The sequence below is a fragment of the Bradyrhizobium sp. 26S5 genome (assembly GCF_036923295.1).
In the GTDB taxonomy this organism is placed as follows: Bacteria; Pseudomonadota; Alphaproteobacteria; order Rhizobiales; family Xanthobacteraceae; genus Bradyrhizobium; species Bradyrhizobium septentrionale.
The window spans coordinates 4,100,505-4,115,459 of the sequence record NZ_CP145948.1 but is presented as its reverse complement, the minus strand read 5'-3'; the positions used below and the strand labels follow the sequence as shown (position 1 = coordinate 4,115,459).

Below are 14,955 nucleotides of genomic sequence, written 5' to 3'. Positions count from 1 at the left end.
TTCGAGCGACGTTTCGTCGTTGATTTGGAAGCACAAATCTTCAAATCTGACGGACAAATGCCGACGGTATACCCGCCGCAAATTTTTGATCTTGAATTCACAGGAAAATTTCGAGGGCTTTGAGAATTGGTGCCTTCAGCACCTATCGGAATCAATCGGGGCACTAGACGGGCCTCAAGCTCGGAACGGCCTGCTGTTGTGCTTTCCTCGACTTGCAGCAGATACCGTCATCGGTCAATCGGACAGGCCTTTGATGTCAAGCTTGCGCCAAGAGCGCCAACTGGAACAGCCTAGAAGCTGTTTGGTGATGCTGCCGTCAGACGCGGTTACCTGCAAAGATCAAACCGCACACAATGCAATGCACAACATACCTATTGAACCGACCGCGCACATAAATGAAAGACGCCACCCGACAGCTGTGTCCTCCGCCTGTGAACGCAGGATGCGTAACGTCTCTACGTAGTTCCAGCCATGCCATACCGAAGCAAGCATCGTCGAGTAAATGAGGAGCGGCAACAGCATCGCGAGAGACCGCCAGACGACATTACTGCCAGGGTGACCGAGCGTTGGTACGCTGAAGCCGACCTTGGCCGCCATGCTCGGCCAGACCCACCGCCAAGTCTCGTATACGGCGTCGCGCTGGCACAGCACGATGGCGACTGCGCCGATGAGGGTTACCCAGCGCGCCACGAGTAGCGCCCGCACCCGGCGCGTTCGCGCAGTACAAACCAGCTTCTGTAGCGCATCGGCATCGGGAACGGCAGAATCCATCGCCTTGGATCCCGCGGCGGAAACGAGCAGCCGAGCAATTGGCCCTACGACCTGTTCGGCGTTGGTCCAATAGTTGGTGTGATCTGTCATGAACGAGTCACGGTTATGCACCGGATGCGCCTTGTAGTTGTATTGCGCTCCACGAGCAATCGGACCCCATGGCACAAGATCGAAAGCCGCATAGAAATCATGCCAACCCTCGTCTGCTGCGATGCCAGCCGCGTACGTGCTCAAACCAAGATGGTTTTTCAAGCCGCGCGCTGCACCGAGCGTCAGCAGCACAGCTCCACCGGCTGCAATCGCGGCGCCAAGGTGCGCCACGACTAAAACAAGGCCGGCCCCGATCCACAGCAGAGCCGTTCCGGCTAGCATCAGCATGCCGGCGTCACGAATGGCTGGTCGCTTGGCATCGTCTTCGATGCGCTTCAGAGTCTGAATACCATTGCCAAGGGTCACGAGCGCGTGCAGCTTTTCCGGCGTGCGCTCTCGTATAGCGCGATAGGCGAGCGCCGCACCCTGCGAATGCGCGATGATCACGACGCGGTGACAACGTTGAGCCATCCATGCCGCGTCGCGCCTTACGCGATCTATCAACGCGCGACGCTGCACTGGATCCTCAATCAGCACATAACTGTCGCCGACGACGCCGGCCAGTCTTAGTTGCATGGCAATCACGGCATTCCGCCACTTTTGCATCGGCACCAGTCCGAGCGTCAGGAGCAGCACCGATCCCAGCATCGATGCCAATACCACACTGCCGAATAAAGGCAGTGTGCACAGGGTGTGCGGCCAGCCGAAGCGCGCGTGGGTCAGTGACACATAGTGCACCAGCGTGATCGGGGCAGCGCGTAAACACCAGACGGCAAAGCGGCCGAATGGCGGCGCACGGAATGATTCAGCCCAGTGCGACTCCGCCATCAACCACTTCGATCGGCCTGCGGTGTCATCGATAGATAAGGTACGCAGCTCTAGCTCGATCGTGGACGGCAGGGTCGGCGCCGCATCGCGATCAATCAAGCGCGCATCGGTCAGACTGGCCAAGCCGCCGATGATGTGGCCTCCGAGGTCATTTGTAAGATGACGTTTGTATGCCGCGGCGACGTTGATCTCAGCCTGTTCGAGCGTACGGTTTCGTAAAGTGTTCATGCGATCGAGCATCGCTTGCCATATCGTTTTATCGCTGTAAGCCTTGGCATAAGCAGCGTTCACGAAGTCGCGTGTTAACTCAAAGATAGGGGTGCGCTCCACGTGGATGTCGAGCTCGGAGCGTCTATCGAGCATCGCCTCCCATTCCTCAAATCCCTGGGCTCGTGCACGCGTGGCGAGTCGCTTGCTGGTTTCAGAAAACCAATTGTTCATCCAGCGCAGCAGCGGTGCGGTCCACGCTGCTAGGGTTTCGGAGCGTTTCTGACTGCCGATACCGTGTACGAACAGAACGCCGAGCGCATAGGTTTCAACGAGAGTCAGCGCTTCCACGCGATGAGTGGCACTGACCTCGACTTTGGTAAGCACCTGAGGGCTGTCCGGCTGCTTTTCGGACCGGTATATGTAGGCTTTCGCCTCCAGCGGGTGCTTTTGTAGGCCGATGCGTAGCGGCGGCAGCTGTGGATGATCATCGAGATCAAGCTCTGCGTGCCAATCGCCTGCCGGCACGCCGAGCGCGCTCGCATCGACGAAACTGGCGTTCGTCCGAGCTTTCATCCGCAAATTGTTGCCAGCGATCAACTCTACCTCCACCCCTCGCGTCGCCGCGCCTTCCGGAGCAGTGCCGCTTACGCGAATTCCAAGAACTCGGCCAACAGCATCCACACGGTGCGCGTTGACTTTGTTGATGCTCAGTTCAGCCATACTCAGCTCCCGCGTCCTATTGCCCGAAGCAGGGGCCTGCCCTGCTCCGCAGCGCGAAGATCTTTCAGAAATGGAACGTAATCAAAGGATGCGCTCCTACGATGGGCGTATCTGAGATTGTTTGACCGATCCTTGACGAAATGATGGCCAAGCGACGGCGGAGCCCGTTGTTACGCGCTTCTCGAACGTGACATTGTCGGGACGGTCCACAGGCCTCGTGTGGACAACGCGGATCGCGCCATCCGGAAGGTGATCAGGTTAGTGCGTTGAAGCAAACCGACCTGCCTCAAGCATCGATCACGTGGCGAAACGACAGCAATTGATCACCCGGCCAACCTACTTGGGCCCTGTCGTGCGCTAACGCTGCTTTTGACCGGGACCTGTGTATCGCGCAAACGAAGAAGCGCGCAATAACGCGTAAACTTTCGGCGAGCTCGCGGTGGAATCGAGCGATGGGACCCAGGGGAAGCCGTACCGTAGCGTGGCGGAGGGAGTGAGAGTCAAACCCAAGAATCTCGACTGTGCCATTCCGAACAACTAATTCTGCTCGCAACTGCTTCCCGGCCTCCTGCCTTTGGAATCAGACCAGCCACATGCGCCACAAGCCTGCTTTAGTTGGCCGTGACGGTTTTGCGCCAAAACTTGTCGGTGCTCTTAGCCAGGCTTCAGGCGCCCGCCCCCTTCTGTACGATCGAACGCGCTATAATACTCAATCAGTGAAGCCGCATTGGATGTCGGACCTCTGCTGGGATAAGCCAAGCTCGCTACTTCGAATTCCCAATGCGGCGGGAGCGAGAACGACTCAACCAAGCTACGCTAAACTACGCGATGGCAGCCGGCCGCCCTACTCCCACTCAATCGTCCCAGGCGGCTTGCTCGTCACGTCGTACACCACCCGGTTGACGCCCTTCACCTCGTTGATGATGCGCGTCGCGGTCTCGGCCAGGAACTTCATGTCGAACTGATAGAAGTCCGCGGTCATGCCGTCGGTCGAGGTGACGGCGCGGAGGCCGACGACGTATTCGTAGGTGCGGCCGTCGCCCATCACGCCGACGGTCTTGACCGGCAGCAGCACCGCAAAGGCCTGCCAGATCGCGTCATAGAGGCCGTGCTTGCGTATCTGGTCGATATAGACGGCATCCGCGTTGCGCAGGATGTCGAGCTTCTCCCGGGTGATGTCGCCGGGGCAGCGGATGGCGAGGCCGGGGCCCGGGAACGGGTGGCGGCCGACGAAGACTTCGGGCAGGCCGAGCTCGCGGCCGAGCACGCGCACCTCGTCCTTGAACAGCTCGCGCAACGGCTCGACCAGCTTCATGTTCATGCGATCAGGAAGGCCGCCGACATTGTGGTGCGACTTGATGGTCACCGAGGGACCGCCGGTGAAGGAGACGCTCTCGATCACGTCGGGATAGAGCGTGCCCTGCGCCAGAAATTCGGCGCCACCGATCTTCTTGGCCTCCGCCTCGAACACGTCGATGAACAGGCGCCCGATGGTCTTGCGCTTTACTTCCGGATCGGTGACGCCAACGAGCTCGCCCAGAAACTCTTTCGACGCGTCCACATGGACCAGCGGGATGTTGTAGTGGTTGCGGAACAGGTCGACGACGGTTTTTGCCTCGTCGAGCCGCAGCAGGCCGTGATCGACGAACACGCAGGTCAGCTGGTCGCCGATCGCCTCGTGGATCAGCACCGCGGCAACGGCGGAATCGACGCCGCCGGACAGGCCGCAGATCACCTTGCCCGAGCCCACCTGGGCGCGGATCTTCTCGATCGCCTCCTCGCGGAACGCGCGCATGGTCCAGTCGCCGGTGAGCCCTGCGACCTTGCGGACGAAGTTGCGCAACAGCTTGGCGCCGTCGGGCGTGTGCACCACCTCGGGATGGAACATCAGCCCGTAGTACTTCCGCTTCTCGTCCTGGATGATCGCGAACGGCGCGTTCGGCGAGACGCCGGCCACCGAGAAGCCGGGCGGCATTTTGGTGATGCGGTCGCCATGGCTCATCCACACCTGATGCTTTTCGCCGTGGGCCCAGACGCCATCGAACAGCGAGCTGTCGGTCTTGACCTCGACATCGGCGCGGCCGAACTCGCGATGGTGCCCGCCCTCGACCTCGCCGCCGAGCTGGGCGGCCAGGGTCATCTGGCCGTAGCAGATGCCGAGCACGGGAACGCCTGATTCGAAGATCAGCTGCGGGGCGCGCGGCGAGCCGGTCTCGTGCACGGACTCGGGGCCGCCGGAGAGGATCACCGCCTTCGGCTTCATCTCCTTGAAGGCGGCCTCCGCCTTCTGGAACGGCACGATCTCGGAATAGACCCCCATCTCGCGGACGCGGCGGGCGATCAGTTGCGTCACCTGACTGCCGAAATCGACAATCAGAATCTTGTCATGCGCCGAGGCCACGGTGGGCGTCGACGGTTCGCGGGCTGTGTGCTGGGCTGTCATGCCAAGCAGATACGCGACACCGCCCGCCCCCGCAACCGCGCTGCGCGGGGCGCCCACATTCTTCTTTGGGCATGGACAAATCGATATAGGTCAATATTATTGACCTACTTCAGCCAAAAGGAATGTTGGAGGAAACCCATGCCAGATTTCCATGACCCGTCCCGCCTCAAAACCCTCGGCCACGACTGGATCGCTGCCTGGAATGCGCGCGATCTCGAGCGCGTGCTGGCGATGTATGCGGAAGATACCGAGATGACCTCGGACCGGATTCCGGCGCTCGGCTTCGGCGCGTCAGGCACGGTGCGCGGCAAGGCGGGCTTGCGCGCCTATTGGAGCGCCGCGCTCGCAAAACTGCCCGAGCTGCATTTCGAGCTGATCGACCTCTATGTCTCGCCCGACAGCGTGGTCGTGTTCTACCAGAACGAACGCGGCAACAAGATCTGCGAATATCTGCGGCTCGATGCTGACGGCAAGATCAGGCAGGGTTCGGCGAACCATCTGGTGCATTAAGATGCCGCTGAGTCTACCGTCACCCTGAGGTGCTCGCGAAGCGAGCCTCGAAGGGCGACGGCCCGGCTCCATCCCCATCCTTCGAGGCTCGCTCCGCTCGCACCTCCAGCGACAACGGCTTCGCCGTTGCGCGGGGATGACGCCGGTGTTTGGGGATGCAGAGCCGGCGAGCTGAAAATCAGGACCACCCGCATGAAAATCCCGACCCTGCCCTTCACCATCACCGACTGGAGCCAGCTCGAGCCTACGGTGCATCCCGGCGAGACCGGGCAAGCGCTGTGGCGCACGCTCGATATCGGCGATCTGCGGGTGCGGATGGTGGAATATTCCCCCGGCTACCTCGCCGATCACTGGTGCGACCGCGGCCATGTGCTCTACGTCGTCACGGGCGAGCTAGACACGGAGCTGCGCGACGGCCGCCGGTTCACGCTGAAACCGGGCATGAGCTACCAGGTCTCCGATTTCGGCGACGCCGCGCACCGCTCGTCGACAACGACCGGCGCGACGCTGTTCATCGTGGATTGAAGGCCGCTGAGCGCCGGCGCGCGGCGACCCTACTCTCTCCCGTCACCCTGAGGAGGTCGCGAAGCGACCGTCTCGAAGGGCGACAGCCCGGCTCTCTCCCCATCCTTCGAGGCTCGCCGATCGTTGCTGACGCATCGCTCGGCGCGCACCTCAGGATGACGGCGGAGTGCGGGGATATCGACGACGTTGGCAGTTGCGCACCACATCACCGCCTGCGCGCCGCGACCTTCCTCACCTTTGTATCCGCCCAGCTCAGCGGCCGCCCGCTCTTCGACGGCAGCACGAGTTGCCCGACCGCCTGGCCGGCCTGGTCGAGCAGCACCGAATGCGGCTCGCCGCGCGCGTAGAGATGCGCCTCGCCCCATTGCCGCAAGGAGACCACGATCGGAAACAGATCGTGCCCCCGCTTGGTCAGCACATATTCCAGGTAGGCGCTGCCGTCGGAGGCCGCGACCTGCTCGAGCACGCCGGTTTCAACCAGCTTGCGCAGCCGCGCCGTCAGCATGCCCTTTGCGATGCCGAGATTCTTCTGGAAGTCGCCGAACCGGCGCAACCCGTCGAACGCATCGCGCACGATCAACAGCGACCACCAGTCGCCAATCGCATCCAGCGCACGGGCCACCGGGCAGTCCGCTTTCGCAAATCCGGTCCGCTGCATCGCGTTCAGCCTCTCCTCGATCACTTTCCCGAAACTGGTCTTAAAATAGGACTAGACAGCGCCCGGCGCAACTGGTCTCATCATAAGACCAGATTGCGAACTGCAGCGGAGGCATCATGACGAACAGGACCATGGCGGAGGCCCGACCGGCCAAGGAAGCCGCGAACGACGCCGACAACGCGACAACAGGCCCGCTTTCGCCCGCCATCGTGCTGCTGTTTGCCGTCGCCTGCGGGCTCAGCGTCGCCAACATCTACTCCGCGCAGCCGCTGCTCGACACCATGGCGCAGGATCTCGGCATTACCCCCGCCGCGATCGGCATCGTCGTGACGCTGACCCAGATCGGCCTCGCCCTCGGTCTGATGCTGATCGTGCCGCTCGGCGACCTCTGGGACCGCCGGCGGCTGATCGTCGGACAGGTGATGCTGTCCGCGGTCGCCCTCATTGTCGTCGGCATGGCGCCGAACGCCATCGTGCTGTTCGTCGGCATGGCGCTGGTCGGGCTGCTCGCCGTCGTCATCCAGGTGATCGTCGCCTACGCCGCGACGCTCGCAACGCCGGCCGAACGCGGCCAGACCATCGGGACCATCCAGAGCGGCGTCGTCTCCGGCATTCTGCTCGCCCGCTTCGCGTCCGGCGCGCTGGCCGACATCGGCGGATGGCGCCTGGTCTACCTGACCTCGGCGGTGCTGATGCTGGTGATGGCGGCGTTGCTCGCACGTGCGCTGCCGCGACGGCAACCGCGGCCGCTCGCCGGATCGTCCTATGCCAAGCTGCTGCGCTCGACCGCAGCCCTGGTCGTCCAGGAGCCGGTGCTGCGCGAACGCGCGGTGTTCGCGCTGTTGATCTTCGCAAGCTTCAGCGCGTTCTGGAGCTCGGTCGTGTTGCCGCTCGCGTCTCCCCCGCTGTCGCTGTCGCACACCACGATCGGGATGCTCGGCATTGCCGGGCTCGCCGGCGCGCTGGCGGCGCGCAATTCGGGCCGCCTCGCCGATCGCGGCTGGGCGCAGCGCACCACCGGATTGTCGCTGATGCTGATGCTCGCCGACTGGATCCCGATCGCCTGCCTTCACTCTTCGCTATGGCTGGTGCTCGCCGGCGTGATCATGATCGATTTCGCGGTGCAGGCGGTGCATGTCACCAATCAGAGCCTGATCGTGGCGACGCGCCCCGACGCATCGAGCCGTCTGATCGGCGCCTACATGGTGTTCTATTCGATCGGCTCAGGCCTCGGCGCGATCGGCTCGACGATGGCCTATGCAGCGGCCGGCTGGATCGGGGTCTGCGTGCTGGGCGCTGCGATCAGCGCCTGCGCGCTGCTGTACTGGGTCGTTGTGGTGAGCAAGACGCCGATGCCGGCGGGCGTGTGTTCGGTATCGTCACCCTGAGGAGCGCGCTCTTGCGCGCGTCTCGAAGGGCGACGGCCCGGCTCCATCCTCATCCTTCGAGGCCCACCGAGCGTTGCTGGCGCACCGCTCGGCGTGCACCTCAGGATGACGCCTGGCGTTTGAGGATGCTGACGAAAAATCCGTCCGTGCCGGTGCGGCGCGGCGTCATCAGCCAGCCCTCCGCCGATTGCAGCGCGGCTTCTGCAAAAGTCTCGGCCTTGTCCCACAGCACGGATGCGGTCTGCTCCGGCGGCTGCACCGAGAACTCCGGATGCCGCGCGATGAACGCTTTGACCTGCTCGCCGTTCTCCTCTGATAACACCGAGCAGGTGATGTAGGCGATGCGGCCGCCGCCCTTCACCAGCGGCGCGGCGCGCTCCAGCACCTCGGCCTGGTCCTTCAGCCGCACCTCGAGCGCGCCCGGGCGCATGCGCCATTTGGCGTCGGGATTGCGGCGCCAGGTGCCGGTGCCGGTGCACGGCGCGTCGATCAGCACGAGGTCGGCGGACGCCTTGATATCGGACAGCACCTCTTCCTCGCCGCGCGGCGTGCGGACGTCGCAATTGTGCACGCCGGCGCGCGACAGCCGCTCATGGATCGGCACGAGCTGGCGCTTATCGCTGTCGGTCGCGATCAGCCGGCCCTTGCCTTGCATCATCGCGGCGAGTGCCAGCGTCTTGCCGCCGGCGCCGGCGCAGAGATCGATCACCTGCTCGCCGGGCTTTGCGGCCGACAGCAGCGCCGCGAGCTGTGAGCCCTCGTCCTGCACCTCGATCGCGCCCTTGATGAAATCCTCCTCGGCATGGATGCCGGGATTGCGCGCGTCGGCGCCGAGCTCGATGCGCAGGCCGAGCGGCGACCACGGCGTCTCCTTCGCACCCAAATGATGCAATCGCGGCAGCATCTTCTCGCGCTTGCCCTTGAGCGTGTTGACGCGCAGGTCGAGCGGCGCGCGGCTCGCCATCGCAGTCGCTTCCGCGGCGCGGTCCTCGCCGAACACCTTTGCAAGATACGGATCGAGCCATTCCGGATAATCGCCCGCGACCGGCGCCGGCGCATCCTTCAGCGAGCGCGAGGCCAGCGCGGCCTCCTCGGTCGCGGTCAGCGCGTCAGGCGCAAAGCGTCCGCCGTCGCACAGCGCAGCGATCGTGGCGACATCCATGCCGCGTTCGAGCTTGAGCATGCCGATCACCCGCGCGCGGGCGCTGTCATCCTCCATCAGCCAGGCCGCGGAGGATTGCCGGCGCAGCACGTCCCAGATCAGGCCGGAGATCGTGGCGCGATCGCCGGAGCCGGCATAGCGGTGCGCGGTGCCCCATTCCTTCAGCGCTTTCGCCGCGGGAATGCGCTGTGCGTCGATGGTGGCGATCAACTCGATCGCGGCGGAAAGCCGGGCAGCGGGGGTCATTGGTCTCTTTCGGTTGGGCGCGTCAGATCAGCAGCAGCAGTTTGAGCGCGAAATACAGCCACATCGCCGCCAGCACCAGCACGCCGGCGAACCAGGCGAGCGAGCGCGGCCGCACGTCGTTGGAGGTGACGAACACCCCGGCATGGGCAAAGCGCGTGACCACGAATACCCAGGACATCAGCACGATGAACAAATCGGCACGGCGCAACGGCAGCGCAATGGCGATCAGGACATAGAACAGCACCGGAAGCTCGAACTGGGTGGCAAAGCAATTGCCGAACCTGGTGGCGCCGGCCGGCCAGTTCGGCTCACGCAGCGCGATGTCCTTGATCCTGGTCTCGCCGCTCGTCAGCGCCCTGGTGCGGGTCGTCGCCATCGCGAACAGGAGTGCGAAGGTGAGCCCAATCTGGATGAAGACCGGTAACAGAACCATTTGAACTGACATCAGAATCTCCCTCAGCGCCCGGCCGTCCTCTTAGCCGCCAACCCCGCCCGGCGCAATCAAGCAGCTGTGGAGCCCGTTGAACCATCATCCGAGCCTGGATGACCAACTCTCAGGAGTTACGACGGTTTCAGCCCCTCATGGATGACGCGATGAGCATCATCTCCCGGATTTTCGACGGCGCGGCCCAGGCGGCCCAGGCGACCGAAACTCTCGGCGATATCACCACACCCCTGCTGCAGGCGATCGATCCCCCCACCGGCTGGTTCGACGACGCAGCCGATGGCGGGCTCGGCATGGTGATGTCGGGGCTCGCTGGCGTCGCCGCGGCGCTCTTGGTCGCAATCCTGCTCTCGATCTATTTCCGCAGCGGCTATCGCTCGACGCGCGACATGGTCAGGCATGGGCTCGCCGCGGCGCTGGTGCTGACCCTGATCGGCCTTGCGGTCTACGATGTCAGGCGCGATGCGCTCGCTTATTTCGGGCTCACCGCAACACCATCAGTCACGGGGACCAATCTGCCCGACACCGGATTGCTCGGACGCCGCCTCGGTCCGCCTGCCCCGCCCCCGCCCTCGATCAAGCAGCTGGCGATCTAGGGTGCAGCCTACGACGCTGGCTCCGTTTGGAGCGCGCGTACCGCGGCTCTGATCATCGCGATGTTTTCGACCGCGGCGTCGCTGTCGCGAGGCTGACGCCACGCGCTCTGAAGTGCAATGACCACCTGCTCGGTCGGATTGACGAAGATGAACTGGCCGAAGGCGCCATTCGCCGCAAAGGCACCGTTGTTGACGCCGCCCGGCAAGGGCGGCACCGCCCACCAGTGATAGCCGTATCCCGCCGGTGAACCGGGCATGAGCCGGCCGAAGCCAGTGGGCGCGCTGTCGGGCTGTCCAGCGAGATCGCGCCAGCCGGGCGGTAGCACCCGTCGGCCATTGAACGCTTCGCCATCCTCCAGCACTAGCTGGCCGAAGCGGCCGAAGTCGCGCAGGCGCGCACTGACGCCAAACCCGGCGAGCTCCAGCCCGCCCTCGGACTCGAGTTGCCAATATCCGTCGGCCTCCATGCCGGCAGGTCCCCAGATCTTCTCAGCGCAGTAGTCGGCCAAGGGCCGGCCCGTAGCGGCCACGACCAGCGCGCCGATCAGGCAGCTCTCGCCGGTCGAGTAGTTGAAGACGACGCCCTGCGGATGAGCACGCGGCAGTTTGCACAGGAGGTCCAGGACGGACCCTGGCCGCCGGCTCACCATGGCCTTGCCGAGGCGATAGTCCTCTGAGCGTCCGTCTGCATCGTTTTCCTCGCGCCAGGCCACACCGGAGCACATCCGCAGGAGATTACGAATCGTGACGCCCTCGTAGGCCGAGCCGCGCAGCCGCGGCAGGTATTGCTCGCAGCGATCGTCAAGGCTGCCGATCGCGCCATCGTGGAGCGCAGCCCCGACGAGCGTCGCGGTGATCGACTTCGCGGTCGACATGCTGGCCCACCGGCTCTCCGGGCCGTTGCCCATGCCGTAGCGCTCCAGCGCGATCTCGCCGCGCTTCAGGATCAGCAGCCCAGCCGTGCGGCGGCGGGCCATATAGTCGCTGAGGCCGACGCGCACCCGGCCCACCTCGAAGGTCAGGTCCGCGAGCGAACGGGCGTGCGGTGGCAGTGGCCGCACTGCGTCGCCGCGCCGAATGACGCGGTGCGGCCAGACCTGGTCCTGGTTGCGGAAGGTCGGCGCCTGGTTTTCCGGTGTTGTGTTCGTGATATCCGGAGCCACCCGCGCCGGATCGGTGTCATCAGCGGCATTCGTCGGTGAAGGATTGGCCATGAACACCCCCTCGTTCGTTGAGACGACGCCAAATCGCCCGGGAACGGCGCGTTTGCAAAGCAAATCAAGTTGGTTTGACGTGGTCTTGTCCCGCGGGCATGCTGACGGCCGACTGTTGCGGAGACATAGCCCCGTCAGGGGATGAATGTCCGCTCAAGGTCACGAACGACAAAACTCAGAGTGAGCATAACGCGTCCGCTTTCGGGCGCATCGCGACCAAAGCGGGTTGCGACGCGCTATGACAAGCCCGCCGTCAACTACCTTGCCTTCGTTCAACTCGCATCGATCAGGCTATGGCTGCGCGCCAATGAGTCCGCGTCCTAGCTCGCGCGGCCGGCCCGCGCCCAATTATCGAACAAGTCTTCAAACAAGACATCAAACAGAGCATCGAATAAGTCATTGAAATCGTCATCGTTCCGACTTCGCGCCGGCCTATGATCGGTGCGAAAGGATCGATGCATGCCCCAATTTCGCCTGACACAGATCTCCGACACCCATCTCGCGCGCCGCCACAAACTGCTCATCGACAACTTTCATCGGGTCAGTGAGCACATCGACGCGACGCGTCCCGACCTCATGCTCAACTCCGGCGACGTCTCGTTCGACGGGCCGAACAGCCGCGACGATCTGGTGTTCGCCAAACAGCTGCACACCGCGCTGCCGGTCGACTGCCTCTATCTGCCCGGCAATCACGACATCGGCGACAACCCGACCGCGGTCGGCGCGGTGCCGGCGCAACTGCCGAGCGAAGCGACCTGCGACGCCTTCACCTCGGTGGTCGGCGAGGACCGCTGGCATTTCGACGCCGCCGGCTGGTGCTTCATCGGCCTCAACTCGCTGATCATGAACACCGGCCTCGACAGCGAGGCCGAGCAGTTCGACTGGCTCGCCACAGCACTCGACAAGGCCGTCGGCAAGCCGGTCGCGCTGTTCCTGCACAAACCGCTCTATCTCGACGTGCCCTACGATACCGAGCGCGAGGCGACCTCGTTCCGCTACGTGCCGCAACCGGCGCGGCGGCGCCTGATCGAGATGTTCGGCAAGGTCGATTGGCGCCTGGTCGGCAGCGGCCATGTGCACCAGCGCCGCGACTACACATTCGAGCACGTCAGACATGTCTGGGCGCCCTCGGTCGGCTTCACCGTCCCCGACGCCAAGCAGGAGTGGATCGGCGTCAAGGAAGTTGGTTTCGTCGAGTACCGTTTCCAGCCCGACAGTTTCGAGGTCCGCCACGTCAGGGCCAAGGGCCAGGTCGATGTCGACCTGGACATGCTGCTCGGCAAAGAGCCGGTGGCCTGAGAGGCGTCAGCTCCGCGCCGCGTCGTGCAGGTCCTGCTTGATGACGGTGAGCAGCGCCTGCAGCGAGTCCTTGCTCGGCTGCGGTGCGGCCTGCACCACGGGCCGTGCGCGCGGCAGCGGCGGCATCTGGCGCCGCGGCGGCTCGGCGTCCTCCTCCTGCTCCACGAACTTTCCATGCAAGACGTCGTCGCGCCGGCCCATGACGAACATCGTCGCCCAATAGCCGACGGCGAGGAGAATGACCCCGGAAACAATAAGCTCAAAAACCATGGCTACACTCTGAAATATAGCCATATTCTTTCAATTGCTCCGGTTCCCAGTCAAGCGAATGGGGGCCAAAAAGCCCCCAAAAGCCCGCCATAGTGGCGTTTTTGATACTCTGTTGCGCGGAATGGGAGGTGGAAGGCCCTATCCAGCCCGACCCGGACAAGCAACCGCCGTCACCTCTCCCTTGGGAGAGGCGTAGGCCGCCTTCGGCGGCCGCTCTTGAAGGGAACGCCGAAGCAAAGCTTCGGCTATGGCGAAGCGCCGGGTGAGGGTTGACGGTCCCTCGTTGAGCTGCGGCCCCTCAGCCGATTTGCTGCGCAAATCGACCTCCCCCGTCGGGGAGAGGTGAATCGAATCCTGGGAAGCTTCACGCCTTGTCCGGCCCGACCCGGACCAGCTGCTTGCCGAAATTGGCGCCCTTGAGCAGGCCCATGAAGGCCTCCGGCGCGCTGTCCAGCCCCTCGGTCACGAACTCCTTGTACTTGACCTTGCCCTCGCGCACCCATTGCGACATGTCGCGCAGGAAGTCGCCGTGCATGGCGGCGAAGTCGCTGACGATGAAGCCGCGGAAGGTCAGCCGCTTGGTCAGGATGTTGCGCATCATCGCGCCGGCCCATTTCGGTGCGTGCGCCTCGGTGTCGTTGTAGTGCGCGATCAGGCCGCACACCGGGATCCGCGCGAACGCGTTGAGGAGCGGAAACACTGCGTCGAACACCGCGCCGCCGACATTCTCGAAATAGACGTCGATGCCCTTCGGGCAGGCTTCCTTGAGCTTGGCCGCAAGGTTGGGATCGCGGTGGTCGAGGCACTCGTCGAAGCCGAGCTCGTTCTTGACGTAGGCGCATTTGTCCTTGCCGCCCGCGATGCCGATCGCGCGCGCGCCCTTGATCCTGGCGATCTGGCCGACCGCCGAGCCGACCGCGCCGGACGCGGCCGCAACCACCACAGTCTCGCCCGCCTGCGGCTTGCCGATCTCGAGCAGGCCGGTATAGGCGGTCATGCCGGGCATGCCGAGCACACCGACGGCGGTCGAGATCGGCGCGATCTTCGGATCGATCTTGGCGAGACCCTTGCCGTCGGACAGCACATGCGTCTGCCAGCCCGCGCGCGACAGCACGATGTCGCCCTTGGCAAAGGCGGGATTGTTCGAGGCGACGACTTCGCTGACCGTGCCGCCCTCCATCACGCCACCGACCGGCACCGGTGCGGCATAGGACGGACCGTCGGCCATGCGGCCGCGCATATAGGGATCGAGCGACAACCAGATGGTGCGCAGCAGCACCTCGCCTGCGCCCGGCACCGGCGGCGTGTAGTCCTCGAGCCTGAAATTGGCCGGCGTGGGCTCGCCATGCGGACGCGAGGCAAGAACGATGCGCTTTCCTTGGGACATGCTGATTTCCTCTTGAGGTGATTGGTTCGTGGCGGACACGTAGTCACGCAATCCAGCTCCCCGCAAGGGAGATGGATTTGCTCTTTCGCCCGCACTTGTTTGAAATTCTGTTTGAAATGACGGCCGTCATTTCGAGACGATGCGCCCGCCCGGCATCGGCATTCGTGGTGGAGCAGATTTGAGGGGCATTGGA

Annotated in this window: 13 protein-coding genes and 1 pseudogene; 6 read left to right on the top strand and 8 right to left on the bottom strand. The window is 64.0% G+C overall.

The window, feature by feature from the left end:
• Window positions 1-339 precede the first annotated feature (339 nt).
• Together V5279_RS18820 and guaA are read right to left on the bottom strand one after the other, a co-directional pair.
• Window positions 340-2,619 carry a hypothetical protein gene (locus V5279_RS18820; protein WP_338699840.1) on the bottom strand — a complete coding sequence of 760 codons (2,280 nt, stop codon included), beginning with the start codon at window positions 2,617-2,619 and terminating at the stop codon, window positions 340-342.
• 844 nt (window positions 2,620-3,463) lie between these two features.
• Window positions 3,464-5,062 (bottom strand): glutamine-hydrolyzing GMP synthase, encoded by a 1,599-nt coding sequence (gene guaA / locus V5279_RS18815; RefSeq protein WP_166296488.1) that lies wholly within the window; start codon window positions 5,060-5,062, stop codon window positions 3,464-3,466.
• Window positions 5,063-5,200: 138 nt separating this feature from the next.
• Here guaA and V5279_RS18810 point away from each other — a divergent pair, with 138 nt between their 5' ends.
• Together V5279_RS18810 and V5279_RS18805 are read left to right on the top strand one after the other, a co-directional pair.
• Window positions 5,201-5,572, top strand: coding sequence for a nuclear transport factor 2 family protein (locus tag V5279_RS18810; protein WP_338699836.1), 372 nt, complete (start codon window positions 5,201-5,203; stop codon window positions 5,570-5,572).
• A 192-nt stretch (window positions 5,573-5,764) separates the two neighbouring features.
• The gene (locus V5279_RS18805; protein WP_166296492.1) at window positions 5,765-6,097 is read left to right on the top strand and encodes a DHCW motif cupin fold protein; all 333 of its coding nucleotides are present in this window, start codon (window positions 5,765-5,767) and stop codon (window positions 6,095-6,097) included.
• Between the two features lie 205 nt (window positions 6,098-6,302).
• Here the strand turns inward: V5279_RS18805 and V5279_RS18800 are convergent, their stop codons facing one another.
• Window positions 6,303-6,755 (bottom strand): helix-turn-helix domain-containing protein, encoded by a 453-nt coding sequence (locus V5279_RS18800; protein WP_338699832.1) that lies wholly within the window; start codon window positions 6,753-6,755, stop codon window positions 6,303-6,305.
• A gap of 116 nt (window positions 6,756-6,871) precedes the next feature.
• Between V5279_RS18800 and V5279_RS18795 the strand changes: the two genes are divergently transcribed.
• The gene (locus V5279_RS18795) at window positions 6,872-8,143 is read left to right on the top strand and encodes an MFS transporter (RefSeq protein ID WP_338699830.1); all 1,272 of its coding nucleotides are present in this window, start codon (window positions 6,872-6,874) and stop codon (window positions 8,141-8,143) included.
• Between the two features lie 100 nt (window positions 8,144-8,243).
• Here V5279_RS18795 and V5279_RS18790 read toward each other — a convergent pair whose 3' ends face one another.
• Window positions 8,244-9,551: an RsmB/NOP family class I SAM-dependent RNA methyltransferase gene (locus tag V5279_RS18790; protein WP_338699828.1), complete on the bottom strand. Its 1,308-nt coding sequence runs from the start codon at window positions 9,549-9,551 to the stop codon at window positions 8,244-8,246.
• Between the two features lie 22 nt (window positions 9,552-9,573).
• Window positions 9,574-9,996 (bottom strand): MAPEG family protein, encoded by a 423-nt coding sequence (locus V5279_RS18785; RefSeq protein ID WP_338699826.1) that lies wholly within the window; start codon window positions 9,994-9,996, stop codon window positions 9,574-9,576.
• A gap of 149 nt (window positions 9,997-10,145) precedes the next feature.
• On the opposite strand from V5279_RS18785, the gene V5279_RS18780 reads away from it, so the two are divergent.
• Entirely contained in the window at window positions 10,146-10,592 is a 447-nt protein-coding gene (locus V5279_RS18780) for a hypothetical protein (protein WP_338699824.1), read from the top strand.
• Window positions 10,593-10,600: 8 nt separating this feature from the next.
• Here the strand turns inward: V5279_RS18780 and V5279_RS18775 are convergent, their stop codons facing one another.
• Complete coding sequence (locus V5279_RS18775) at window positions 10,601-11,806, bottom strand: serine hydrolase (protein WP_338699822.1); 1,206 nt, start codon at window positions 11,804-11,806, stop codon at window positions 10,601-10,603.
• A gap of 219 nt (window positions 11,807-12,025) precedes the next feature.
• On the opposite strand from V5279_RS18775, the pseudogene V5279_RS18770 reads away from it, so the two are divergent.
• Window positions 12,026-12,130 (top strand): annotated as a pseudogene (locus V5279_RS18770) (IS5/IS1182 family transposase); the annotation flags it as partial.
• A 135-nt stretch (window positions 12,131-12,265) separates the two neighbouring features.
• Window positions 12,266-13,105: a metallophosphoesterase gene (locus tag V5279_RS18765; protein ID WP_338699820.1), complete on the top strand. Its 840-nt coding sequence runs from the start codon at window positions 12,266-12,268 to the stop codon at window positions 13,103-13,105.
• 6 nt (window positions 13,106-13,111) lie between these two features.
• Here the strand turns inward: V5279_RS18765 and V5279_RS18760 are convergent, their stop codons facing one another.
• Together V5279_RS18760 and V5279_RS18755 are read right to left on the bottom strand one after the other, a co-directional pair.
• Window positions 13,112-13,375, bottom strand: coding sequence for a hypothetical protein (locus V5279_RS18760; protein WP_166296512.1), 264 nt, complete (start codon window positions 13,373-13,375; stop codon window positions 13,112-13,114).
• A 364-nt stretch (window positions 13,376-13,739) separates the two neighbouring features.
• Window positions 13,740-14,762, bottom strand: a complete 1,023-nt coding sequence (locus V5279_RS18755; RefSeq protein ID WP_338699817.1) for an NADP-dependent oxidoreductase — start codon at window positions 14,760-14,762, stop codon at window positions 13,740-13,742.
• Between the last annotated feature and the right edge of the window lie 193 nt (window positions 14,763-14,955).